Below are 22,417 nucleotides of genomic sequence, written 5' to 3'. Positions count from 1 at the left end.
TCAGTGACCGCTTACTGGCACATCACCCGACCAGCCAGCGGGCCCCGGCTTGGCGGCCTCCAGTTGCACCAGACTGATGGTGCGCTCCCAGAATCCCCCCTCGCAATAGGCAAAGTAGAAGTGCCACAGCCGGATGAAATCCTGGCTGTAACCGAGCTTGGGCAGCTCGGGCGCCAGCGCCAGAAAGCGATCGCACCAGTGAGCCAGGGTGCGGGCATAGTGATGGCCGTGATCGTGCAACCGTACCAGTTGCATGTCGGTCTCCCGCGCCAGCAACCCCGCCATCAGGGAGACGCTCGGCAGGCAACCACCGGGGAAGATGTAGCGCTGGATGAAATCGACTCCGCACAGATACTGGGCATGGCGCTGATCGGCGATGGTGATGGCCTGAATCAGCAGGCGGCCACCGGGTTTGAGCAGCCGCGACAGCTGGCGGAAATAGTCGGGCAGGAAGGCGTGGCCCACCGCCTCTATCATCTCGATGGAGACCAGCTTGTCATACGTCCCCTCCAGCTTGCGGTAATCCTCCAGCAGCAAGGTGATGCGATCCCCCAGCCCCTCCCGCGCAATCCACTCCTTGGCATAGTCATGCTGGGCCCGGGAGATAGTCGTGGTGGTCACCCGGCAGCCATAGTGGCGGGCGGCATAGACAGCGAGGCCACCCCAGCCGGTGCCGATCTCCAGCAGATGATCGTCAGGCCCCAGCTCCAGCCGCTCGCAGATGGTGCGCAACTTAGCTTGCTGACCCTCTTCCAAAGTGGCCTCGGCGCTCGGGTAGATGGCGCTCGAGTACTGCATATGGCTGTCGAGAAACCCCTGATAGAGGGTATTGCCGAGATCGTAGTGGGCGGCGATGTTGGAGCGCGAACCGGTCAGGGTATTGCGGTTGAGCCAGTGGCGCACCTTGTTGAAGGGGAAGCTGAGCCAGCCGAGGCGCCGTTCGAGGGAGTCAAGCAGGGTCAGATTGCGGGCCAGCAGCCGCACCAGCGCCACCGGATCCGGGCTGGTCCAGAGTCCCTCCACCCAGGTTTCTCCGGCGGCAATGCTGCCCCCCAGCAACAGGCGACGATAGAAGGTCGGATCCTGCACCACCAGTTCGGCATGCAGATCGGTACCCGCGACGCCAAAGCTGTGGCGCTCACCGCCATCCCGCAGCAGCAGCTGGCCATGTTCGAGGCGACCCAGCAGATTGAGCAGCAGTTGTCTTGCCCCCTTGTCGATGAAAGAGGCAGAGAGGGTTGATTGAGCAAGTTCCATTAGCGGCTCTCCGGATGGGTAAAAATCGGGGTTCGTTTGATAAATAGACGCAGGGCCTGCCAGTAGATCCCGAGCAGCACCTTCATGGTCATCCATGGCCAGCGGGCCAGCAGGGCCACCAGCCCCTTGCGCGACAAGGGTTCGCGAGTGAGCGCCAGGGTTGCGTCAAACAGCTTGGCTTCACTGGATACGGGATGACTCTCGATATGGATCAGTGTCTCCTGCACGGGCGGCCTGATCCGCCAGTGATAACGCATCGCCAGCCCCATAAAGGGGGAGACGTGAAAATCCTTGTCATGGGGTGCCAGCGCCGCCAGATCCAGCAGGTAGTAGTGACGCTCGTTCCAGGGGGTGTTCGACACCTCTGCCAGCAGATAGCGCGCCTCGCCCTGCCGGTAGCAGAAGTAGAAGTTGACCGGGCTGAAGTAGAATCCCAGACAGCGCACGTTGCCGAGCAGCAGTACCCGCCCCTCGGGGTCGGCATCGCCACCCAGCTCGCTCACCTTATGCCACACCGCCTGCTTGAGGCACCCCTCGCTGCCTTTGAGATAGTCGTCGCGGTGAAACGAGAGCAGCCCAGCTCGCTCAACCCCGAACCAACGCCCCTGATCGAGCTGCGGCAGCTCGTCGAGATCCAGCCCCAGCATAAAGAGGCTGTAGGAGAAGGCGTGAGCCCGCGGCGCAAAACGGCGGTGGCGTACCGAGCCCTGCCAGATGGCGCTGGTGACGCCAGCCAGTTCGTCGGCACGCTCATGTTCGGTGGCCACTGTGGCGCCGTTCATAGCTCGGCCCCGAAGCGCCTGGCGACGTCCAGCGCGCTGCGTACTCCATCCTCGTGGAAGCCGTTGTACCAGTAGGCGCCACAGAAGTGGGTGTGCTGCTGGCCGCAGATCTCCGCGCGGCGCTGCTGGGCGGCGATGGAGGCCTGATTGAACACCGGATGGTGATAGACAAAGCGGCGCAGCACCTTGCTCTCATCCACCTTGCCCTTGGGATTGAGGCTGACGCAGAAGGGCTCCGGCGAGTTCACCCCCTGCAGGATGTTCATGTTGTAGCTCACCAGCGGCCGCGCCTCGTCGTTGCCATCGAGCTGATAGTTCCAGCTGGCCCATGCCTTGCGGCGGGTGGGCAGGCAGCGGGCATCGGTATGGAGCCAGACATCGTTGGCCTGATAGGGCATGTCGCCGAGAATAGCCTGCTCCCGCTCGCCGGGATCTGCCAGCAGCGCCAGCGCCTGATCGCTGTGGCAGGCGAAGATCACCTCGTCAAACCGCTCCTCGCCGTAACTGCTCTGGATCACCACGCCATCCGCGTCCCGCCGTACGCTCTGCACCGGACAGGCGAGGCGGATCTGCGACTGCCAACCCGCGGTAAGGGGGCCGATATATTCCCGCGAGCCGCCCGGGATCACATACCACTGGGGACGATTGGCCACATCGAGCAGGCCATGGTTGGCAAAAAAGCGCAGGAAGAAGCCAAGGGGGAAGGCGCGCATATCGGCCAGGGTCGATGACCAGATCGCCGCGCCCATCGGCAAGATGTAGTGGCGGGCGAAGTAGTCGCTAAACTCCCCCGCCAGCAAAAAATCCCCCAGAGTCAGCTCGGGGCCAGCCCCCTGATGCTGACCATCCGCCAGCCAGGCCCGCGCCTCCCGGTTGAAACGCAGGATCTCGGCAACGAAGCCGTAGAAGCGCGGGCTCAACAGATTGCTGCGCTGGGCAAACAGGGTGTCGAGGTTGTGGCCGTTATACTCCAGCCCCTCCGGGCTCTTCACCGAGAAGCTCATCTCGGCCGGTTGGCGCGCCATGCCGATCCGCGCCAGCAACTTCAAGAAGTTGGGGTAGGTGCGATCGTTGAAGACGATAAAGCCGGTGTCGATGGCATAGCTGCGGCCAGCCTGATTCACATCGACGGTCGCTGTGTGGCCGCCCAGGGTCGGCGCCGCCTCGAACAGGGTTATGTCATGGAGTTTGTGGAGCAGAAAACCGGCGGTGAGCCCCGAGATCCCTGAACCGACGATGGCGATCTTTTTCTTCATGAATGGCTTCCTTTCGATACGAGTGCGCGGCCAAGGCGCAGCCAGAGCCCCACCGGCAGCGCACCAAGCAGGCGCAGCAACCAGATGAAACGGCGGGGAAAGTGGATCTGGTGACGACCAGCGGTCAGCCCGTCCATGATGGCGCGAGAGGCATGCTCCACCGTCACCAGACAGGGCATGGGAAAATCATTTTTGGCGGTGAGCGGCGTCTGGACAAAGCCGGGGCGGATCAGGGTCACCCCGATCCCTTTGCTGGCCAGATCGAGGCGCAAGGTATCCGCCAGATAGTCGAGGGCAGCCTTGGAGGCGCCATAGGCCTCGGCCCGAGGCAGCGGCAGCCAGCTCACCGACGAGCTAACGATGGCCAGCCGTGACCCAGCCCCGAGCAACGGCAAGAAGGCGGCCAGCGCATGGCCGGTGGCGGTCAGATTGGTCTCAATCACTCGGGCAAACAGCGCGCTGTCAAACCCCTCCGCCACATCCATGTACTCGCAGTTGCCTGCGTTGAGGATCAGCAGATCGAGGGATGGCAGCGTAGCAGCCACCCCGCTCATTGCGGCCAGATCCCGGGCATCGAACTGCAGCGGCGTCACGCCATCCAGCCCCAGCGCCTGCAGCCGTTCGCCATCGCGGCCACAACCCCACACCTGCCAGCCGGCGCGCCGGTAATCCAGCGCCAACTGGCGACCTATGCCGGAGGTCGCGCCTGTGATAAGCACTCGGCCGCTCATGCGCCAAGCCTCATCTTGATGGTGCGAACCACTGACCCGAGCAACGGCAACTGCTCGTAGAGCATGGCGCCCAGGTCAAAATAGTCCCTGTGCTGGCACACCTTGCCCGCCTCGTCGAATTCGAGGCGGGTGGCCCCCTCCACCGTCACCGGCTCACCACCACGCAATCTGGGGTGAGAGAAGGTCATGGTCCAGCCGAGCCAGGCCTGTGGCCCTTGCTGCTGCTGACTGGTGATGACGAAACGGCAGTAGGCGAGACGCTGATAGAGGGCGGCAAAATAGTCGCCAAGGGCCGCCAGCCCCTCGATACGGTGAGCCGGATCGATAAAGACCACCTGTTCGGCATAGACCTCGGGCAAGCGGTGCAACTGCTGTTTGTCCAGTTGTTGATAGAGGCCAATAAAGCGGGCCAGCGGCTCGTTCATCCTATTTCTCCAGAGAGCGAAACATCTCGATGGCTCTCACCCGGGCAATGGCGTGATCCACCATGGGGGCCGGATAATCCTGCCGCCTCTTGAGCCGTAGCCAGTCGTGGGGCTGATGCACGTAAGCGGCGGGAATATCGGCCAGTTCAGTTACCCAGGTACGGATAAACTCCCCTTGTGGATCAAATCGTTGCCCCTGAGTGGTGGGGTTGAAAACCCGAAAGTAGGGTGCCGCATCGGCACCGGTGCCCGCCGCCCACTGCCAGCCACCGTTATTGGCTGCCAGATCCCCGTCGATCAGTCTACTCATGAAGTAATCCTCCCCGAGCCGCCAGTGGATATGGAGATCCTTGGTAAGAAAACTCGCCACTATCATCCGCAACCGGTTGTGCATCCAGCCGGTGGTGTTGAGACAGCGCATCGCAGCATCGACGATGGGGTAGCCAGTGCGCCCCTCGCACCAGGCGGCGAAGGCATCCGGATCCCAGCTCCACGGCAAGGCTGCCGTCTCTGGTTTGAAGGGGCGATTCATGGAGAGAGTCGGGATCAGCAACAGCAGGTGGCGATAGAACTCGCGCCAGATGAGCTCATTGAGCCAGACAAAGCCGGGCTGGGCCTTGGACTGGGGCCGGTAGCCAAGGCGCTGCTGGAGCGCCGCCACACACTGGCGCGGGCTGATGATGCCCGCAGCCAGATAGGGGGAGAGCACGGACGTGCCCGCGATGGCTGGAAAATCACGCTGTTCGCCATAGTCAACCACGGCACGCTCCAGAAAAATGTTCAAACGGCGCAGAGCTTCTGCCTCCCCCACTGGCCAGCGGGGATCCGCCGTCAGCTCGCCGAGAGCCTCATCAACCCACGCACGTTCGGCCAGCGGCTGCCACGGCAACGGCTCGCCACGCGGTGTCGGCGCCCGATGAATGACAAAACCATCCTCGTCGAGAGCCTTGAGCCAGGCACGGCTGAAGGGGGTGAAGACTTTGAACATCTCCCCCGACCCGGTCAGCACACGCCCCGGCGGCAACACGCAGCAGCCGTTGAACCAGTGACAGCTCACCGCCTGCTCTGCCAGTGCGGCAGTGACGGTGTGGTCACGACGCAGCTCATCGATCTCGATGGCTTGATTGGCGTAGAGCTGGGTTACGCCCAGCTCGCGGCAAAGATCTGCCAGCGCTGCTGGCACCTCGGCAAAGGTCTCCACTCGCAGCAGATGAAGCGGGATGCCGAGCGCCGCCAGCTCGCGGCCCAATTCATTCACCTGCGCCAACATAAAGCGCTGACGGATGGGGGCCATTTTGTGCTGCTGCCACTGGGTGGGGGAGATGATAAAGAGGGCGGCGACCGGCTCATCACCAGCGCAGGCATGCCGCAGCGCGGGGTTGTCGGCAAGTCGAAGATCATTGCGAAACCAGACCAGTTTCATGATTCTTTCCTCCCGCGTCCGCTGGTGCCAGCAGCATCTGGGGCATCCGCCATCAGCTCGGCAAGGCTCGCCTGCCAGCCATGGGCTTTAAGCCACTCATCGTCGTAGAGGCGCCCCAGCTCACCAAACAGGCGCGTGCCGGCGGGCCAGCCGGTAGCCAGCTCCTGCTTACCGAGCCCTGCCCCCAGCAGCACCAACCAAGGGGTGGCAGCACGTCCCTCAAGCAGGCTGGCATGGCGGGGCTCCACCGCCCCCAGCAGTTGCACCTCATAACCCTGACCGATCAGCTCGTAAGCAGCCCACACCAGATCGAGGGGGCCAACCTGTCCCCAGCTCGCCAGCGTAATCGGCACGCCCTTCTCCTGCTCGATCAGGTGGCGGGCGAAGCGGGTATGGAGCCAGCCCAGCCACACCTGTTGCAGCAACTCGCCATCCGGCCGCTCGCGCCACAACCCCAGCAGCCGCTCCACAAGCGGTTGCAGTATCCGGCTGCGCACCAGTTCGAACGGATAGCTAGCCAACAGATCGCTGAGCTCGGCCTCCGCCTTGCGCTGATTGAAGGCAAGCAGTGCCTGACTGAACTGCTCCAGGGTCTGCTGCCAGTGATCGCTCACTGGCTCGGAATGGGGTTCACTCAAGAGCCCCTTCACCTGCCCGATACTCACTCCCCGCTCCAGCCAGCTCAGGATCTCGCCGATTTGGCGGATATCCTGCTCGCTGTAGAGGCGGTGGCCCTTTTCAGTGCGGGCCGGTTGCACCAGACCATAGCGGCGCTGCCAGGCACGCAGGGTCACGGCGTTGACGCCGGTGAGACGGGAGACCTCGCGAATGGGGTAGATCCCCTCATCAGCCAGAGGAGCAACTTCTTGCGATAAATCAGACATGACAACGTCCATCAAACAGAGGTGTAAAGCGCCCCGATGCAAACCATGCGCCGGGGCAACAGAACGGATTCAGAGCCCGTAACGCAATTTGAGCGTATCGGGGTGCGGATTGAGATAAACCTGCTCGGCGAGATAGGGATTGGGGTACTCGCGCAGGTAGTGGCGGATCAAGGTGAGCGGCACCAGCAAGGGGAAGATGCCGGTGCGGTACTTGTCGATGGTATCGGCCAGCTCCTGCTTCTGGGCCGGGGTCAGCACCCGCTTGAAGTAGCCCTGTAGGTGCATCAGCACATTGGTGTGGCTGCGACGGTTGGCCCGCAGGGTCAGCGCGGTCATCAATCCCTTGATGTAGTTGTCGGCCACCTCCTGCAAATTGGTGGACTTGCCCAGATTGCCGAGCAGCTTGCCGAGCGTCCTGTAGTGGGTGGTGGCGTGGGAGAGCACCAGATACTTGTAGCGGGAGTGGAAGCGGATCAGCGCAGAGGCGGTGATACCACGCGCACAGAGCTGCTGCCAGTCGTGGTAAGCGAAGACCCGCAGCACGAAATTCTCCCGCAGGATGGGATCACAGAGCCGGCCATCCTCTTCCACCGGCAACAGGGGGTTGGCCTCAATCAACGCCTTGGCAAAGAGGCCGATCCCCTCCTTGGCGCTCCCCTCATTGTTGGCGCCATAGACCTTGACCCGCTCCATACCGCAGCTGGGTGATTTGGCACAGAGGATATAGCCGGAGATGAAGTCGAGCTGGCGTGCCTTCTGCTCGCTGAACGCAATCAGCTTTTCAGTGACATCGAAGCTACCATTGCTCGCCTCGGCACGGATCTCGCCGTTGCGCTTGACCAGCCGGATGGCGGCGCGAGGCGCCCCCAGACCGATAGCCATCTCGGGACAGACGGGGTGATAGTCAAAGTGAGCGCCAAGATCCCGTTCGCAGAAGCTGGAGCGCTTGTGGCCCCCGTCGAAACGCACCTCTTGTCCCAGCAGGCAAGCACTGATACCGACTTTAATCTTGTACATGATGGCACTCCTTGTATAAACCTTGATTCAGTTATAGCAGTTATACAAAAAAATGGAAGTTGTATAACTATCGCCGACTGATACGACACAAGGAGAAAAAAGAGATCACTGGAAAACGAAAAAACCCATGGCGAACGCCATGGGTAAAAATCAAGACACTACGGACTACTGGAAGGGGGATTAGAAACTGTATTTCACACCCAGGCTGGAGATGGAGCCTTTCTGCAGATCCCAGCTGCGATAGGTGTAGTCGGCAGTCAGCGCCCAGTTCTGGTTGAGCTTGTAAGCACCGCCTACCTTGAAGTCATGCATATCGTCGGTCATGTTGGCGTAACGGTAAGCGGTGGAAAGCTCGACATTGCCGATGTCGTAGCGCAGACCCACTTCACCATACATGCTGCCGCTGCTCTTGCGCGCCACTTCGTCCCACCCATTGTTATTCTTGAGCATTTCACGCTCGAGCTTGTAGCCCATCAAACCGGTCTCACCATAGAGATTGAGGCCAGTGCTGAGCGGGGTAAAGACACCGACACCCAGGCTGGAGATGGACATGCTGTCGTTGCCGTCGTTGCGGGAGGTGAATTCGGTTCCGGCACGACCGTAGAAGTTGGAACCAAAACTCTTGGAGAGATCCAGGCTCAGACCGCCAAAATCACGGGTACCTTTGCTGGCAGAATCACGGGGAAATGCAGCGCTGTCTTGGCTCAGGTAATCAGACTTGGTGTGGGCCCAGGTCAAACCGCCCTTTGCGTAGCTGAAGGCATCCTGTGCCAGAGCGGAAGTAGAGGCGAAACCGGCCAGAACCAAAAGAGATACAGTTGCTTTTTTCATGATGATAACTCCATGTGATTGGGCCCGTTGCTAGCGAGCTGGTATGGAGTCATTGTGCGGTCAGCATCCCGGCTTGCCGAGTGGCAAGCTGTTGCAAAACCATGTCAGATGTAAGCAGATATTTCCCGAGATGTCAGGGGTAACAAATTGCCGGCCCAAGCGGTTTGCATGGGCCGGACAACACCAAATCAGCGGAAGACCACCTCATCAATTTCGACCCTGACCAAGGGCTGCCCGGTCAATCCGGCAGGACGGGGGATCTCGAGGGCCAGCGATGGACGGGCTTGCCCCTTGCGCAGGTAGGTCTCCGGCAAGCGATTCTCGGCGACCCAGAAACGGGCCTCCTGACGCACCAACTGCACACCGTCAGCACTGAACAGAGTCACCATGCCGCGCACCCCGACCACATTGCGGCTGCCGGTATTGCTCACCATAAAGGTCAGCGCCAACGGATCCGATCCCTCGAGCTTGTCCAGCTTGACCACCACACCGTCGCGTGCCGCTTGTGACAGCAATTCGGGGTTGGCCTTGGCCTGCTCGGTCAGTACCGGGGCGGCAACCGCCACCACGGCCCCCGCTTTCCCATCAGCAGCTATACCCTGCACGGGTTCGGCCGGTTTGACCACCAGATACTCCCAGGTAAAGTCATCGTTGAGCTGAACCTGCCGACCATCAGGCAGGGTCACCTGGGTAACAGGAGCTGCCTGCGCCAACACGGGCGAGAGACAGAGAGCAACCAGCAAACGGGAGAAAGCTTTCATGGCATGAACACTCGGTAACGGGTGAAAGGGCGACAGTATAAACAGTCGCCCCCCTCCTTGCCTATGACAGCACTCACGTTCTGGCTCCGGCGTCGATTGCCCACGGGCTAGATGGCGAGATCGTGCCGCTCTTTGTGCGCCATATCCAGAGTCACCAGATCGAACTCGGTCCTCTTGAGGGCAGAGAGAATATCCGATTGCATATCAAAGGCCTGAGCACGCTGATGCTCGGGCAGACGCACCCGGGCCAGGGTGGTAGAGCAGTCGCACAGGGTATGGAAAAAGACCTGCGCCTCATCCAGCCCCATGTCGGCCAGCATCTGTTCGGCCTGATCCACCATTCGTAGATAACGTTGCTTCAACTGCCGTGGATTGGTGAAGCGATTGCTGAGACAACCGTTGCTCCCTTTGCCCCAACGACCGAGCTGACGCTTGTTGAAGCCATAGCGAAAATCACGGCTCATCACCCCGTTATCGGCAAAAAACCAGATGGTGTTGGCAGGCAGTGAGCCGAACTGGGCAAGATAGTCATCACGCTCCTCCACCGCGGCCGGGACCAGCAACGGCAGATGAGCCCATTCCGGACGAGCCTGCACATACTCACCAATGCGGCGAACCGGATCGATCAACCCCTCCATATTCGGCAGGCGATCGCAAAAGATGATCTCGTCACTCTTGATGATCCAGTGGTCGATACCGTAACGCTGGCAATAACGCCGGGCCCGAGCCACCTCACTGCGGCTGCGGGTCGGATTATCGAGAGTGATGGCGCGGATCTTGATCCCGCTGGCACGACACAGATCGATGCTGTAACAGGACTCCAACCGCCCCGAAAAAGAGACTATCAGCTCGTCAAAATTTGCCAGTTGCTCAATCAGCTGCAGCTCCCTGGCTTGAAAAGAGTGATCATATCCCTGATTCAAGACAACAACATTGGCATCCATTAAACAGCTCCGGATGATAAACAGGTGGCTTATTGTGCGGGAAACAAGCTGAATAGGCCCTTACAGAGTCAGGTTAAAATTAAAACTTGATGATTATTTCCCGTGATTTATCCGTAAAATCAACATCTTGATCGTCATACACTCGCAATCTGGCCTGATGTACCCGATGGGCTCGCAAAAAACCCTGCGCCTGATCCAGTGAGGTGAAGGTCAGGTGCTCCCCCTCGCTGTCGGTCAGACAGAGATACTCCCCTTCCGCCTCGATACAGAGCTGATAACCGCTGCCATCCTTGCAGGCGATAATCAGGGTTGCCTCGGGATAGTGACTGAGCCAATTGCGAAACCGGCCATGCTCCATAGTGCTCCCACAGGGGCATCACCCCTTGTCAGTGACAGGCAAACAGCCCAACTCACCCAGTTGCTGACGGCAACTCGCCACGTCGGTAAAGACGATCCCCCTGATGCCGAGGGCCTCGGCGGCCGCAATATTGGCGGGACTGTCATCAATGAAGATGCACTCTGCCGGCTTGAGATCGAACGACACCAGCAGATAGCGATAGATATCCGGCTCCGGCTTCATCATCCGCACCCGCGCCGAGACCACCTTGCCACTGAAAAAGCGCCAGAAAGCCTGGTGCTGCTCCAGCCAGTCGATGCTGGCATGCCCCATGTTGGAGAGGGCATAGAGCGAATGGCCCGCTCCGTGCAGCTCGGCTATCAGGGTTAGCATAGCGGGATCTGGCTGCAGGGAGGCGGGAACTGCCTGTAAAATGGCCAGATTCTCCGCCACCGAGAGGCCGGTGCGCGCTTGTGCTTCCCGGGCCATGGTGTGGAGTGACATGGTGCCTCTGTCTACCTCTAGCCAGTCCGGGTGGTTAAAGAGCTGCTCGGCCAACTGTTCGGCTCCTTGCGGGCCACGCACCGAACGCACTATGCCTACCGGATCCCAGCTCACCACCACCCGTCCCAGATCGAAAATAATCGCCATCGTCTTTACCTCCCCCGCTGGGTTTCAATCATCAAAACAGAGTCAATAGAACATCGCTTATACGCCATTTTCTTAACCGGATACCCTGCCCCCATCCCAGCCTGCGGGCAAGTTTTACTTGCATCGCAGCGGCAAATCCCTTAATGGTTATGACGTTACTTCAAGGACACACCTATGCACGCACCATTCTTCTTTGCTTTCTCGTTTATCAGGCCCGCTTGAGGGAAGGCCTGTCGTCGTGTGAACAGAAAGCAAAGACGAATCGAGCCTCCCCTAGCGGAGGCTTTTTTTTGCATTAATATCAATCGATTACTTGGATAGGGAACAATCATGGCAACGCTCGACGAGATCAGACAAGACATCACCCGGTTGGATCAGGAGCTGCTTGCCCTGCTGGCAAAACGCAAGACCCTCAGCATCGAGGTGGCTCGTGCCAAACAGGCCAATCCCCGCCCCATCCGTGACCACCAGCGCGAGCAGGAGCTGCTGGTCGCCCTGATCCAGAAAGGGCGCGTGTTGGGGCTGGATGCCCAGTACATCACCCGTATCTATCACACCATCATCGAAGACTCTGTGCTCTCCCAGCAGGCCTATCTGCAGAGCCTGCTCAACCCGGAGCAGCAAGAGCCGATGACCAGCGTCGCCTATCTGGGGCCACGCGGTTCCTACTCCAGCCTCGCCGCCCGCAAATATCTGGCGCGCTACAAGGATCAGGTGATCGAGGTGAACTGCCAGAACTTCCGCGAAGTGCTGGATGCGGTGGAGTCGGGCCGCGCCGCTTTTGGCGTGCTGCCCATCGAGAACACCAGCTCGGGCTCCATCAACGAAGTCTATGACGTGATGCAGCATACCAGCCTCTCCATCGTTGGTGAGCTCACCTACCCCATCGAGCACTGCATTCTCACCGCCGTGCCGACCGAGTTAAGCCGCATCAAGACCTTCTATGCCCACCCGCAGGTGTTTCAGCAGTGCTCCCACTATCTGAGCAAGCTGGAAGGAGCCCGTCACGAGATCTGCGACTCCTCCTCCAGCGCCATGATGAAGGTCAAAGAGCTGGCGAGCCCAGAGGCGGCAGCTATCGGCAGCGCGGCCGGCGGCGAGCTGTATGGGCTGGACGTGCTGGCCGAGCAGCTGGCAAACCAGAAGGAGAACTACAGCCGCTTCATCGTGGTGGCACGCAAGCCCATCGACGTGGCACCGCAGATCCCGGCCAAGACCACCCTCATCATGTCCACCTCCCAGAAACCGGGCTCGCTGGTGGAAGCGCTGCTGGTACTGCGCAGCCACGAGATCAACATGACCAAACTGGAGTCCCGTCCAGTGCAGGGCAACCCGTGGGAAGAGATGTTCTACCTGGATGTCTCCGCCAACCTGCAGACCCCGGCGATGCAGGCAGCACTGGTGGAGCTGACCAAAATCACTCGCTATATCAAGGTGCTTGGCTGCTACCCGAGCGAGGATGTGAAACCCACCGCAGTGCCGCCGGTGCTGATGGGGAGCTAACCAGTCCACAACGACAACAGGCGAGCACCCTGCTCGCCTTTTTTTGATGCCTGTTTTCAGGTCAGGCAATAACTCAGAACTGACCGGCCATCAGCTGATTGATGTTGTAGAGGGCGCGGGTATCGAGCTCCATCTCGGTGGCATAGGTGTTGCCGCGTGGATAAGAGGCCACCACCCGGGCACCGCGCACCACGCCTGCTACCGACACATCGAGTGAATTGGAGGTCTGGGTCAGGTCACGATAGCTGCTCTGACCGCGCACCTGCTGACCATTGAGCTGCTCGGCCAGCTCGCGATAAGCATCCATCTTGGAGGCGCGAATGGCTTGCAACATTTTCTCAGACTGGGAAGGGCCGGGCTGGATGTCGATCACCGCATACCCCACCGCCTTGAGCACCGGAAAATCATCGGGCTTGCCACCCTGGGTGTAATCCACGAACCGGTTACCACTGCAACCGGTGAGCAAGAGTGCCAACAGGCAACCAAACAGGATCTTCATGACTCGCTCCTCACGGGGTCAGATTGACCAGATGACCGCCCGGCCGCGCCTGGCTGTCACGCATCAGATAACCGCGATTGATCGATGCCCGACCAAACGAATTGTTGGCACCGAACAGATATTTTTGCGGGATCAGGCTCTGAGCCGTGGTCTCCACCATTTTGGTACGCATGTCGATGATGCGTGCGTTGACCAGGATCCCCTTGCTGTTGCGGCTGAAGGTGCCGACCAGAATACGGGAGATAGGCAGGCGGGAAGAGAGCTCCTTGTAGTTGCGGCTCAGCACAAAGTCACCCTGTGGCGTCACCTTGATGCTACCGGTCAGCTTGAAGTCCACCACAACCTCGCCGCGGCGGTTGAGCTCGTAGATAAAGCTCTCCTCAATCTGCTGCCCCATCCAGTTGGTATCCTGCAGGGTATCGAGATCGACGAATGAGGCTACCGCGATGGGCTCGGTCAGGGTGGTCAGCGATTTGCGCTCCATCAGCTGATCGGTCATACGCGCCACCAGCCAGTTGAGCTCCATCCCCTGCGCCGCCTGGCGGGGGTCACCCTGATCCCGATTGATAGGGTCGGAGCCGCACCCGGTCAATGCCAGGGCGAGCGCCAACGCCGTGATGAGTTTGTTCATGGATACCTTTCCTGTATCTGCACCTGACTTATTATCGGACGCGCCGGACAAACCTTGAGCCGGGAATGAGGCATGATTCTTGCTGAAAGCTTCGCTGTTGAGCCAATCTCTGGCGGATGGTCAGAAAAACGTCATCGAACAACTGGTGTGATCCATGTCGGCCCGCCATGCCCTCTTCAAGAGAAGGGGCTGCGAGTCGCCTAATCAAGGTATCTGTTATGAAATTACCGCTGCTGTTGACCCTGCTGCTGGCCAGCCTGAGCGCCCGCGCCGAGCTTATCGAAGCGCAGGGCAGCGCCGCCATTCTGGGGGGCGATGAGGTCTATGCCCGCGAGCAGGCGACCCGCGATGCCCTGCGTCAGGCGCTGCTGGCTAGCGGCGCGGCCGTTTCCAGCGTCCAGCGTCTGGAAAATGGCAGCCTGCGATCCGAGCAGATCCAGATCCGCTCCGGCGGCGACATTCGCCAGTACCGGCTCAAGCGGGAAGAGGTGCGCAACGGTCGCATGTATATCACGCTAGTGGCCGACATTCAGGCCGAGCGCCAGATCTGCCAGACCCAGCACTTCGCCAAGGATTTGACATTGGTCAGGCTACGCCTGCGCTACCCCGATCAGGCCAGCTATGGCGCAATGGACGACATGCCGGAAAATCTCTCGCGCCGGCTGTTCGAAACCCTCGCCAACGCACCGCAAGGGGTCGCGGTGCGCCAGTGGCTGGATGAAAACCTGCGCATTGATCCGCTCCACCTGCAACAGGGAGATCGCAGCGCCCTCGAAGAGATCAAGGCGCTTAGCCTGCGCACCGACAGCCAGTATCTGGTACTCGGCAGCATCGATGATCTCTCCATCGAGCCACAGGGCAACCAGCTGACCAGCTGGTATGAGGATCCCGTGCGCAACTTTCGCATGCAGCTCTACCTGTTCGACGGCATCAACGGCAGCCTGATCAACCGCAAGGTCTACGAAGGGCGCGCCACCTGGACCTTTGGCAAGCGGGATCAGGTGGGCAGCAGCAGCGGCCAGTTCTGGCAATCGAGCTACGGCCAGGAGGTCAACTACCAGTTGCAGCAAGCCGCTCAGGATCTGGTGGCCCAGCTTACCTGCGCCCCGGTCACCGCCCGAGTGGTCGGCCAGAACGAACGCGGCCCTTACATAAATCTGGGACGGCGCAACGGCGTCAAGCTCGGCGACCAGTTTCGCATCCAGCACAATGCCGACTTCATCGACCCTTACGGCAAGTCGCGCATGATGCGCAACCCGGCCGACGGTCTGTTCGAGGTGGTGCAGGTATTCGACGATGGCGCCATTATCAGCAGCCAGAACAAATATTCACCGTTCAACATCCAGAATGGGGATTTGGCAGTATTGGAATAACGGAGCAAGGGAGTTACCAGCGAATGGCATCTCCCGAGCTTCTCATTGGTATGGCTGACTAGCGGGTTGGTATCGGTCAGGTTCCCAGCACCTGACGCAGCCGCTCCTGCGCAACGCCTACCAGCAGGTCAGGCTGGAACTTGGAGATAAAGCGGTCACAGCCCACCTTCTTGACCATGGCTTCGTTGAAGTTGCCGCTCAGGGAGGTATTGAGGGTTATAAAGAGATCGGACATGCGCGGATCACTGCGCACCTCGTGGGTCAGCCGGTAGCCGTCCATCTCGGGCATCTCGGCATCGGTGATCATCAACAGGATCTCGTTGGTCACCTTCTTGCCTGCATCGCACCATCCCTTGAGCAGGGTCAGCGCCTGCAAGCCATCCTGGCACTCGATCACTTCCAGCCCCAGCTGACCAAGGGTCTCACGCACCTGGGTACGGGCTGTACTGGAGTCATCGACAATCAGCACCTTGCGACCATGCATTTCCGGCAGGATCTCCCGATCCAGCACCTCTTCGGAGATGCGGATGTCATAGGTGATGATCTCCGCCAGCACCTTCTCCACGTCGATGATCTCGACGATCTGATCGACCCCGTCTTCCGGGATGCGGGTGATGGCGGTGAGGTAGTTGGCACGCCCCGCAGAGCGCGGCGGTGGCAGGATATCCTTCCAGGTCATGTTGACGATATTGGCCACCTGCCCCACCAGAAAGCCCTGAATGGTACGGTTGTATTCGGTGATGATGAGGTTGGACTCGCTGTCGATGGGCATGGGGCGCATACCGATAGCGCTGCGCAAGTTGATCACCGGAATAGAGGTACCACGGATATTGGCCACCCCGCTGATGTTGTGATGGGAGCCGGGCATCTTGCTGAGATGAGGTAATTTGACCACTTCCCGCACCTTGAAGACGTTGATGGCGAACATCTGGCGGGTGCCGAGACGAAACATCAACAACTCAAGGCGGTTTTCCCCTACCAGTTGAGTTCGTTGATCAACGGAATCCAATATACTCGCCATACGCTGATATCCATCTGATTATTAATCGACTCTAGTATAGAGGCAGCCAGCCAGGAAAGGCAGGCGCATTTTCAACCAGAGCAACCACCCAGATAAAAAAAGTGAGGCCGAAGCCTCACTTATCTCATTGATTTCAAAATCAATAACTACATACAGACTTCCAGCTGCCATCGGTGGCCTTGGGTTCACTGCTGGTCCACCAGTTGGCCTGCCACACCACCTTGTTGTGAGTGATGCGATCGCCAGCGTTGGCATGATCCCCTTGCGGCCAGGTCGGGTAAGCCTTGTAGGCCGCCGGATTGATGTTCTGGCTGCTGCAGGTCGCACCGCCCTCACCACCGCCCGAACCCAGTACGGCCTCCGGCAGGGTCGGGAACTCGGCCTTGAGACCCGCAGTCTGGCTGCCGCTGATGATGCGGATGCCACTCGGCACACCGGCTGCCGGCAGATAGTAGGTCATCGCCACTTCCACATCGCTGCCCGGCGTCCAGGCTTTCCAGGTCGGCAGCGTCAGAGCCACCTTGTGGAAATCCTTCTCGTTGGCAATCCCGTCAGAGTTCTGGTTGCCACCGCTCTCCACCACTTTCAGCCCCACCCCGCTCTGGTCAGTGATGGTGTCGGAGGTAGAGGTGGGTACCAGAAACTCGATGCGAGTGCCGCCCGGAATGGTCTGGGTCGAGTTGTTGGTGAGCTTCAGGGTCGGGTTGATCGGGTAGTTGGAATCCCCTTCCTTGAAGCCGGAGAGGCTCACCGCGATGTCGAGCTGGGCAGTTGGCGCAGCCAGATCGTTCTGCTTGGTGTTGTACTTGGTCGCCTTGGCGAACTTGTCGTAGGCGAGCGTGGTCAGGGTATCCCCCATACCGTACTCTTTTTTCACCGGATCGTAGGCATAGTCACCCGCCATCTCCCAGAACATCACACCACCCAGACCACGATTGACGATGTAGTCCAGCTTGTGACCCATGGACTCCTCATCCTCGGTGGAGAGGAACACCTTCTTCTCCTCGTTCCACAACCAGGGGGCATGGGCCTTGTCGTCGTAGTAGCGGACATACTTGCCCTGCATCACGTGCGCCGGGTTGTTGGGATCCAGACCCCAGGCCTGACCGTAGCTCGGCATGGTGGTGATCCCCAAGTCGGCTGCGTGTTCCAGGTTCTTGGCATGCCACATGGGGATGGCGCCACCGCCGATCTCCTTGCCGTTCTTGTCCAGATCGTGCCAGATGTTGTCGATGCCGACCGCCCCGTTGCCGCACGGAATGGTGCCGCCACCGGTACCCGGCTGACAATCGCTCTGGCTCGGCAGTGCTGCCTTGCCACCCAGACCGTGCGTGCCACCGCTGACCCCTTGCCAGCCACGGGTGTAGTAAGGCACACCCACGTTGATCTTGCCGGCCGCCAGTGCACCACGGAAGTAGTGAGCCGACCAGGCTGCGTTGAGGTAACCGATGCCACCAAACTCTTTCTGGGTGTAAACGCCCCACTGCGCCAGCTCGGCGTCAGCCTTGTTGTCAAACAGGGCGGCGTTGTGGCCGACAAAGTGGTTCCAGGCACCGTGGAAGTCGTAGGTCATCAGGTTGACATAGTCGAGATACTGGGTGACCTGGAAGTTCTCCATGCCGCGCAGCAGATAGGCGGAAGCTGGCGAGGCGATGGTCAGCATGTACTTGCGGCCATCCTCGCTGCCCGCCGTATCCAGCTTGCTGCGCAGGGTCTGCATCATCACCTTGTAGTTGGCAAACAGCTTGCTGCGGCACTGGTTGGAGAGCGGGAAGTCGTTGGGGTTGCCCGCATCCTTCATGGAGGTGGGGTATTCGTAGTCGATATCGACCCCGTCAAAACCGTACTGACGGATAAAACTCACCGCCGACGTGGCAAGCGCATTGATGCCATCTGTGTTGACCGAGCAGTCGCCCTTGGTGGTGGCGGTGTAGAAGCCGCGCGTATCGGCCCAGCCCCCGACCGAGATCAGGGTTTTCACGTCCGGATACTGCTTCTTGAACTTCGACAGCAGGTTGAAGTGCCCCTTGTAGGCGAACTCCGGATCCATCTCGGCTCCCGGCACGCCATCCCAGGTCATCTTGGTCGCCGAGTCATCCACCTTGATGGTGTGGCTCTGCTCGTCCACCGCCGCGAAGGCGTAGTTGATGTGGGTGATCTTGCTCCACGGAATGTCGCTCACCAGATAGGCGGGCAAGCCGTTCTTGCCGGTGCGCCAGGAGGTGAAGTAGCCGATGACCCGGCGGGCATGGTCATCCCCCATGCACTCGTAGCCATCCGGGCGATAGACCTGGCGAATGTCACAAGAGAGGTTGCCACCGGTGGGCGGCAGCGCGGCCTCCTCGACAGTGACGGTCACCGCCGCCGACTCGCCGCTCAGATTGCTCTTGTCAGTGGCGACCAGCTTGAGGGCGGCACTGCCTTTGGCATCGGGCGTCCAGTTCACCTGCCAGGGGGCGGCATTGTCTTCTCCTACCCTCTTGCCATCGACAAACAGCTCGACTTTGGCCACATCGTTGTTGGCATCGGTGACGTTGCCGCTCACCGCCACGCTGCGACCCAGGGTCACCTTGGCACCGCTGGCCGGGCTGCTGATGCTCACCTTGGGCGCCTCTGGCGCTACCACGGCGGCAACGTTGAAGCTCGAATCAGCTTCGCTCAGAACCTTGCCATCCTTATCCAGCGCCCGCGCTTTCAGGGCGTGCGCCCCAAGGCCCGCAGCACTCCAGCTGGCCCCCCAGGGCGAGGCGCTGGCCGTGGCGACCAGCTTGCCGTCGACAAGGTATTCGACCTTGACCAGCGCAGTGACCGGGCCACTCAAGGTCACCGCTAGCGCCACGCTGGCCCCTTCGTTGAAACTGGCACCGGTAGCCGGTGAGCTGACGGCCACACCGAGCGCAGGTGGCGGCACTTCGCCGCCGTAGAGCTTCCAGGCATCCGCCCAGACCACCCCGACACCGGGTTCATAGTGATAGGGTGATGCCCCGCACCAGCCCGAGTAGGGGAACTCTTTGCATTCATAGAGGGCGCCGGCATTGCTGACGATATCACCGGCTTTGTAGGCAGTACCGGCCTTGTAGGCGGGATAAGCTGCCTGCGCCCAGGCGGGCATGGCAGCGATGGCCACCAGCACGGCAAGCCGGCTGGGCCTCAGGAACTGTTGCATATTGTTATCTTCCTTGTTTTGTCTTGGCATTGGTGACCAAGGCAAAGCACAAACGCAACCTGCGTGAAAGACGGGAGACTACCGGCCATGGACTCGCCGCACACTGCCTCTTCACCCGGGGAAACCCCGCTATCTGGATCATCGTCTGATCGGCAGACCGGAGGTTTTGCGTCCCGGCATTTCGACCGGTTTGCCCTTTACCTGGGTTCCGTGAGGAACAAATCGAGTATAGGAATCAACCCGCAGTGTCTCAATCTTCATTCTCGAAGAAAAATATGTGGTTGCCAGCGGGATCACATTTCCCACCACGCCCATTGGTAAGTTTTTCATCAGTAATTTCAGAGTGTTAGCCAAGTCAAAAAACGCCGAATTGCGCTCATTTGTATCCCGGTAATGTGCGTTGGCTCACTGGTACGATATGCCGAAAATGTGACAATGCGCGCCCTTGGTCAGCGACCAAGGCTATGGAAACACTGGCAAAAATAAAAAAGGAACACTTATGAAAGGTACTCGCACCCTACTGTCTCTGGCTGTGGGGCTGGCCCTCGCTGCACCCGGCGCCCATGCCGCCTTCGTCTGTCCCACCGATCCGGCGCAACTCACCCCGATCCCGACCATTCAGGGAACAGGCTCAGGTAGCCAGTTCGCGACCGACACGGTGGCCGACAAAAACGGTAATGTAACCGGCAAAATAAGCCCCGGGACCTTCAATGTTCGCGGTATCGTGACGGCGCTGGGCCAAAGTCTGACCAAGGGTTTCTATCTGACCGACCCGGTGGGTGATGGTAATCCGGAGACCTCCGATGGCATCTTTGTCTATCTGAACGACAAGGAGTTTGCGACCAACTATGCCGACATCAAACCGGGGGCAGAACTCTGCCTCGAAGCCAAAGTCGAGGAGTATTACGGCGGCACCCAGCTCAAGCCTACCTTCGAATCCAACAAAGCCCGCCTGCAGGTCACAGCACAAGGGCTGAATGTGCCAACCAGCATATTGCAGGTCAATGAAGGAGAGACGCTGGTACAGGCGCTCAATCGCCACGAAGGGATGCGGGTACGGCTCAACAGCAGCAGCGATCTCCATCTGACCCGCAACTACGGTTTCGACTACAAGGTTTATCGCAACAACGTCGAACTCTCACACAAGGCGCCGCTGCTCAAGCCGACCCAGATCCATGTTGCCAGCAGTCCGGAAGCGGTCGCTCTGGCTGCCAAAAATGGCAGCAACCGTCTGGTAGTCGAGTCTGATTACAAGGCGCCGGATGGCGTACTGCCCTGGTTCTCGGGCTGGGATGCCGATCAGGGCTATCTGCGTATCGGTGATCAACTGACCGGGCTGGAAGGGGTGATCGTCTACAACAAGGATGCCTTCCGTCTGGTGGTACCGAGCGATGTCACCCTGACTGCCGGTGCCCTGCTGCGCAGCCCTGAAGAGGATCGTCAAGACGCACCGGCTCGCCTCTCTGGCAGCGATCTGCGGATCGGCAGCTTCAACGTGCTTAACTACTTCACCAGTCACTCCAGCATCGGCGGTGCACTTAATATCCTGTGCAAGGATCAGGCGGATGCCGACAGCACCAAAGGTTGCAACCGGGGTGCCAAGAGCCAGCCCGAGTTCGAGAAACAGCGCACCAAGATCGTCAATGCCATTACAGTAATGGATGCCGATCTGCTCGGCCTGATGGAGATGGAGAACAACGGCTTCGAGGATAACTCGGCCCTCCACAATCTGGTGACCCGCCTCAACGAACAGCAGAAGGATGCGAGCAAACACTACGCCTATGTACGTCTGCCGGTCACTGCCCTTACCGATGGCAAGTTCTTCGGCGGTGACGCTATCATGGTGGCGATGATCTACCGTCCTGCCCTGCTCACCCCCAGCGGAGATGCCAGCGTTATCAAGCTGCCAGAGCAGCGCTACATCACTGGTGGTGTGGCCAAGACAGCCGGTCAGCGCGACTCGCTGGTTCAGACCTTCACCCTCGCCAAGAGCAAGGAGCCGCTGACACTGGTGGTCAACCACCTCAAATCCAAGGGGTCAGGCTGCTACGAAAATGGCGATGGCAAGACAGAACCGGCCGACCTGCAGGGCAAGTGCACCGAGTTCCGGGTCTCAGCCGCAAAGGTGCTGGGTGAGGCAGTCAGCAAACTGCCGGGCCAGGTGCTGCTGGTGGGCGACTTCAACTCCTACGCCAAGGAAGATCCGATCCGGGTGCTGACCGACTACAACCCGGCCACCAGCGAACGGAAGATCTTATCGGCCTCTCACACCTTTATCGGTGATCAGTCCTATGAACAGCTCGGTCGCGAAGTGACTCGCAGCTACGGCCTGATCGATCTCAACGTCAAATTCAACAAGGAGAAAGCCATCTCCTACAGCTACGACGGGGAGCTGGGCACCCTGGACTACGCACTCGCCAACCCGGCGCTGGCTAGCAAGGTGGCAGGTGTCGCCGACTGGCACATCAACTCCTTCGAGAGCAATCTGTTCGAATACGGCAGCCAGTACACCGGCACACTGCTCAAGTCTGACAACCCCTTCAGTGCCTCTGACCATGATCCCATCATCGTCGACCTGAGACTGGAGAGCGATGCCACCAAACCGGACACCTCCTCAGGCGGTGGTGCATTGGGACTCGGCCTTCTGGCCCTGTTGCCACTGGCCTGGCGACGTCGCCGTTAACCACAGTCGCATTTGAATAGTGCAAACAAAGCCCGCGAGACTCGCGGGCTTTTTCATTCAGGTCATTGGAGTTACAAATGAAAGGCACAGACGTATGGAGAAAATAAATGGTGGAGAAAACAAAAAGGCCACCGCGATGCGGTGGCCTTTTTGCTTCTTGTAACAAGAATTTGGTGGAGCTACGCGGGATCGAACCGCGGACCTCTTGCATGCCATGCAAGCGCTCTCCCAGCTGAGCTATA

At 59.7% G+C, this 22,417-nt stretch carries 20 protein-coding genes, 1 riboswitch and 1 other annotated feature; of the genes, 3 read left to right on the top strand and 17 right to left on the bottom strand.

Annotated features, from left to right (window positions below; all coding sequences use genetic code 11):
• The 13 genes from G5367_RS17675 to G5367_RS17615 all read right to left on the bottom strand — a co-directional run bounded on the left by G5367_RS17675 (position 1) and on the right by G5367_RS17615 (position 11,299).
• Positions 1 to 1,257, bottom strand: a complete 1,257-nt coding sequence (locus G5367_RS17675) for a class I SAM-dependent methyltransferase (protein WP_421244725.1) — start codon at positions 1,255 to 1,257, stop codon at positions 1 to 3.
• A complete protein-coding gene (locus G5367_RS17670; RefSeq protein ID WP_421244726.1) occupies positions 1,257 to 2,039 on the bottom strand; it encodes a DUF1365 domain-containing protein in 783 nt (260 codons plus the stop codon). The genes G5367_RS17675 and G5367_RS17670 overlap by 1 nt, the downstream gene beginning before the upstream one ends.
• Positions 2,036 to 3,295 carry an NAD(P)/FAD-dependent oxidoreductase gene (locus G5367_RS17665; RefSeq protein WP_107682467.1) on the bottom strand — a complete coding sequence of 420 codons (1,260 nt, stop codon included), beginning with the start codon at positions 3,293 to 3,295 and terminating at the stop codon, positions 2,036 to 2,038. The genes G5367_RS17670 and G5367_RS17665 overlap by 4 nt, the downstream gene beginning before the upstream one ends.
• Positions 3,292 to 4,026 (bottom strand): SDR family NAD(P)-dependent oxidoreductase, encoded by a 735-nt coding sequence (locus G5367_RS17660; protein ID WP_335836942.1) that lies wholly within the window; start codon positions 4,024 to 4,026, stop codon positions 3,292 to 3,294. Before G5367_RS17660 ends, G5367_RS17665 begins: the two co-directional genes overlap by 4 nt.
• On the bottom strand, positions 4,023 to 4,451 hold the full coding sequence (locus G5367_RS17655) for a nuclear transport factor 2 family protein (RefSeq protein WP_421244727.1): 429 nt from the start codon (positions 4,449 to 4,451) through the stop codon (positions 4,023 to 4,025). The genes G5367_RS17660 and G5367_RS17655 overlap by 4 nt, the downstream gene beginning before the upstream one ends.
• A gap of 1 nt (position 4,452) precedes the next feature.
• On the bottom strand, positions 4,453 to 5,874 hold the full coding sequence (gene phrB / locus G5367_RS17650; RefSeq protein WP_216979349.1) for a deoxyribodipyrimidine photo-lyase: 1,422 nt from the start codon (positions 5,872 to 5,874) through the stop codon (positions 4,453 to 4,455).
• Positions 5,871 to 6,758, bottom strand: coding sequence for a MerR family transcriptional regulator (locus G5367_RS17645; protein ID WP_216979350.1), 888 nt, complete (start codon positions 6,756 to 6,758; stop codon positions 5,871 to 5,873). The genes phrB and G5367_RS17645 overlap by 4 nt, the downstream gene beginning before the upstream one ends.
• Before the next feature lie 69 nt (positions 6,759 to 6,827).
• Positions 6,828 to 7,775 carry a YbgA family protein gene (locus G5367_RS17640; protein WP_421294781.1) on the bottom strand — a complete coding sequence of 316 codons (948 nt, stop codon included), beginning with the start codon at positions 7,773 to 7,775 and terminating at the stop codon, positions 6,828 to 6,830.
• Positions 7,776 to 7,955: 180 nt separating this feature from the next.
• Positions 7,956 to 8,606 carry an outer membrane beta-barrel protein gene (locus G5367_RS17635; RefSeq protein WP_421244729.1) on the bottom strand — a complete coding sequence of 217 codons (651 nt, stop codon included), beginning with the start codon at positions 8,604 to 8,606 and terminating at the stop codon, positions 7,956 to 7,958.
• Between the two features lie 188 nt (positions 8,607 to 8,794).
• A complete protein-coding gene (locus tag G5367_RS17630; RefSeq protein ID WP_337073770.1) occupies positions 8,795 to 9,367 on the bottom strand; it encodes a DUF3157 family protein in 573 nt (190 codons plus the stop codon).
• Positions 9,368 to 9,474: 107 nt separating this feature from the next.
• Positions 9,475 to 10,311 (bottom strand): hypothetical protein, encoded by an 837-nt coding sequence (locus G5367_RS17625; RefSeq protein ID WP_421244731.1) that lies wholly within the window; start codon positions 10,309 to 10,311, stop codon positions 9,475 to 9,477.
• A gap of 79 nt (positions 10,312 to 10,390) precedes the next feature.
• A complete protein-coding gene (locus tag G5367_RS17620) occupies positions 10,391 to 10,669 on the bottom strand; it encodes a DUF6482 family protein (protein ID WP_421244732.1) in 279 nt (92 codons plus the stop codon).
• An 18-nt stretch (positions 10,670 to 10,687) separates the two neighbouring features.
• Positions 10,688 to 11,299 carry an HAD family hydrolase gene (locus G5367_RS17615; protein WP_005343633.1) on the bottom strand — a complete coding sequence of 204 codons (612 nt, stop codon included), beginning with the start codon at positions 11,297 to 11,299 and terminating at the stop codon, positions 10,688 to 10,690.
• A 170-nt stretch (positions 11,300 to 11,469) separates the two neighbouring features.
• Positions 11,470 to 11,591: a sequence feature (Phe leader region), on the top strand.
• Positions 11,592 to 11,629: 38 nt separating this feature from the next.
• Between G5367_RS17615 and pheA the strand changes: the two genes are divergently transcribed.
• A complete protein-coding gene (gene pheA / locus G5367_RS17610) occupies positions 11,630 to 12,802 on the top strand; it encodes a prephenate dehydratase (protein ID WP_005343631.1) in 1,173 nt (390 codons plus the stop codon).
• Positions 12,803 to 12,875: 73 nt separating this feature from the next.
• Here the strand turns inward: pheA and G5367_RS17605 are convergent, their stop codons facing one another.
• On the bottom strand, positions 12,876 to 13,301 hold the full coding sequence (locus G5367_RS17605; protein ID WP_421294778.1) for an LPP20 family lipoprotein: 426 nt from the start codon (positions 13,299 to 13,301) through the stop codon (positions 12,876 to 12,878).
• Between the two features lie 10 nt (positions 13,302 to 13,311).
• Positions 13,312 to 13,932 carry a FlgO family outer membrane protein gene (locus G5367_RS17600; protein WP_005343628.1) on the bottom strand — a complete coding sequence of 207 codons (621 nt, stop codon included), beginning with the start codon at positions 13,930 to 13,932 and terminating at the stop codon, positions 13,312 to 13,314.
• Positions 13,933 to 14,150: 218 nt separating this feature from the next.
• On the opposite strand from G5367_RS17600, the gene G5367_RS17595 reads away from it, so the two are divergent.
• Positions 14,151 to 15,305: a flagellar assembly protein FlgT gene (locus tag G5367_RS17595; protein ID WP_005343626.1), complete on the top strand. Its 1,155-nt coding sequence runs from the start codon at positions 14,151 to 14,153 to the stop codon at positions 15,303 to 15,305.
• A gap of 76 nt (positions 15,306 to 15,381) precedes the next feature.
• Here G5367_RS17595 and G5367_RS17590 read toward each other — a convergent pair whose 3' ends face one another.
• Together G5367_RS17590 and G5367_RS17585 are read right to left on the bottom strand one after the other, a co-directional pair.
• Positions 15,382 to 16,326, bottom strand: a complete 945-nt coding sequence (locus tag G5367_RS17590; RefSeq protein WP_216979357.1) for a chemotaxis protein CheV — start codon at positions 16,324 to 16,326, stop codon at positions 15,382 to 15,384.
• A 139-nt stretch (positions 16,327 to 16,465) separates the two neighbouring features.
• Positions 16,466 to 19,492 carry a glycosyl hydrolase family 18 protein gene (locus G5367_RS17585; protein WP_421294775.1) on the bottom strand — a complete coding sequence of 1,009 codons (3,027 nt, stop codon included), beginning with the start codon at positions 19,490 to 19,492 and terminating at the stop codon, positions 16,466 to 16,468.
• Positions 19,493 to 19,608: 116 nt separating this feature from the next.
• Positions 19,609 to 19,697: riboswitch (cyclic di-GMP riboswitch) on the bottom strand.
• Between the two features lie 294 nt (positions 19,698 to 19,991).
• Between G5367_RS17585 and G5367_RS17580 the strand changes: the two genes are divergently transcribed.
• Positions 19,992 to 22,175 carry an ExeM/NucH family extracellular endonuclease gene (locus G5367_RS17580; protein WP_421294773.1) on the top strand — a complete coding sequence of 728 codons (2,184 nt, stop codon included), beginning with the start codon at positions 19,992 to 19,994 and terminating at the stop codon, positions 22,173 to 22,175.
• The last annotated feature ends 242 nt before the right edge of the window (positions 22,176 to 22,417 follow it).

Origin of the sequence: Aeromonas sp. 604282, assembly GCF_049170575.1 — a bacterium.
GTDB lineage: Bacteria > Pseudomonadota > Gammaproteobacteria > Enterobacterales > Aeromonadaceae > Aeromonas > Aeromonas veronii_A.
This window is presented reverse-complemented; position numbering and strand designations above follow the sequence as displayed.

Bases quoted from the DNA above. Each gene is read 5' to 3' on its own strand.
- G5367_RS17625 (WP_421244731.1), bottom strand. From the start codon at position 10,311: ATGGATGCCAATGTTGTTGTCTTGAATCAGGGATATGATCACTCTTTT.
- G5367_RS17580 (WP_421294773.1), top strand. From the start codon at position 19,992: ATGAAAGGTACTCGCACCCTACTGTCTCTGGCTGTGGGGCTGGCCCTC.
- G5367_RS17585 (WP_421294775.1), bottom strand. From the start codon at position 19,492: ATGCAACAGTTCCTGAGGCCCAGCCGGCTTGCCGTGCTGGTGGCCATC.
- phrB (WP_216979349.1), bottom strand. From the start codon at position 5,874: ATGAAACTGGTCTGGTTTCGCAATGATCTTCGACTTGCCGACAACCCC.
- G5367_RS17635 (WP_421244729.1), bottom strand. From the start codon at position 8,606: ATGAAAAAAGCAACTGTATCTCTTTTGGTTCTGGCCGGTTTCGCCTCT.
- pheA (WP_005343631.1), top strand. From the start codon at position 11,630: ATGGCAACGCTCGACGAGATCAGACAAGACATCACCCGGTTGGATCAG.
- G5367_RS17595 (WP_005343626.1), top strand. From the start codon at position 14,151: ATGAAATTACCGCTGCTGTTGACCCTGCTGCTGGCCAGCCTGAGCGCC.
- G5367_RS17590 (WP_216979357.1), bottom strand. From the start codon at position 16,326: ATGGCGAGTATATTGGATTCCGTTGATCAACGAACTCAACTGGTAGGG.
- G5367_RS17600 (WP_005343628.1), bottom strand. From the start codon at position 13,932: ATGAACAAACTCATCACGGCGTTGGCGCTCGCCCTGGCATTGACCGGG.
- G5367_RS17660 (WP_335836942.1), bottom strand. From the start codon at position 4,026: ATGAGCGGCCGAGTGCTTATCACAGGCGCGACCTCCGGCATAGGTCGC.
- G5367_RS17675 (WP_421244725.1), bottom strand. From the start codon at position 1,257: ATGGAACTTGCTCAATCAACCCTCTCTGCCTCTTTCATCGACAAGGGG.
- G5367_RS17645 (WP_216979350.1), bottom strand. From the start codon at position 6,758: ATGTCTGATTTATCGCAAGAAGTTGCTCCTCTGGCTGATGAGGGGATC.
- G5367_RS17615 (WP_005343633.1), bottom strand. From the start codon at position 11,299: ATGGCGATTATTTTCGATCTGGGACGGGTGGTGGTGAGCTGGGATCCG.
- G5367_RS17670 (WP_421244726.1), bottom strand. From the start codon at position 2,039: ATGAACGGCGCCACAGTGGCCACCGAACATGAGCGTGCCGACGAACTG.
- G5367_RS17620 (WP_421244732.1), bottom strand. From the start codon at position 10,669: ATGGAGCATGGCCGGTTTCGCAATTGGCTCAGTCACTATCCCGAGGCA.
- G5367_RS17640 (WP_421294781.1), bottom strand. From the start codon at position 7,775: ATGTACAAGATTAAAGTCGGTATCAGTGCTTGCCTGCTGGGACAAGAG.
- G5367_RS17655 (WP_421244727.1), bottom strand. From the start codon at position 4,451: ATGAACGAGCCGCTGGCCCGCTTTATTGGCCTCTATCAACAACTGGAC.
- G5367_RS17630 (WP_337073770.1), bottom strand. From the start codon at position 9,367: ATGAAAGCTTTCTCCCGTTTGCTGGTTGCTCTCTGTCTCTCGCCCGTG.
- G5367_RS17665 (WP_107682467.1), bottom strand. From the start codon at position 3,295: ATGAAGAAAAAGATCGCCATCGTCGGTTCAGGGATCTCGGGGCTCACC.
- G5367_RS17605 (WP_421294778.1), bottom strand. From the start codon at position 13,301: ATGAAGATCCTGTTTGGTTGCCTGTTGGCACTCTTGCTCACCGGTTGC.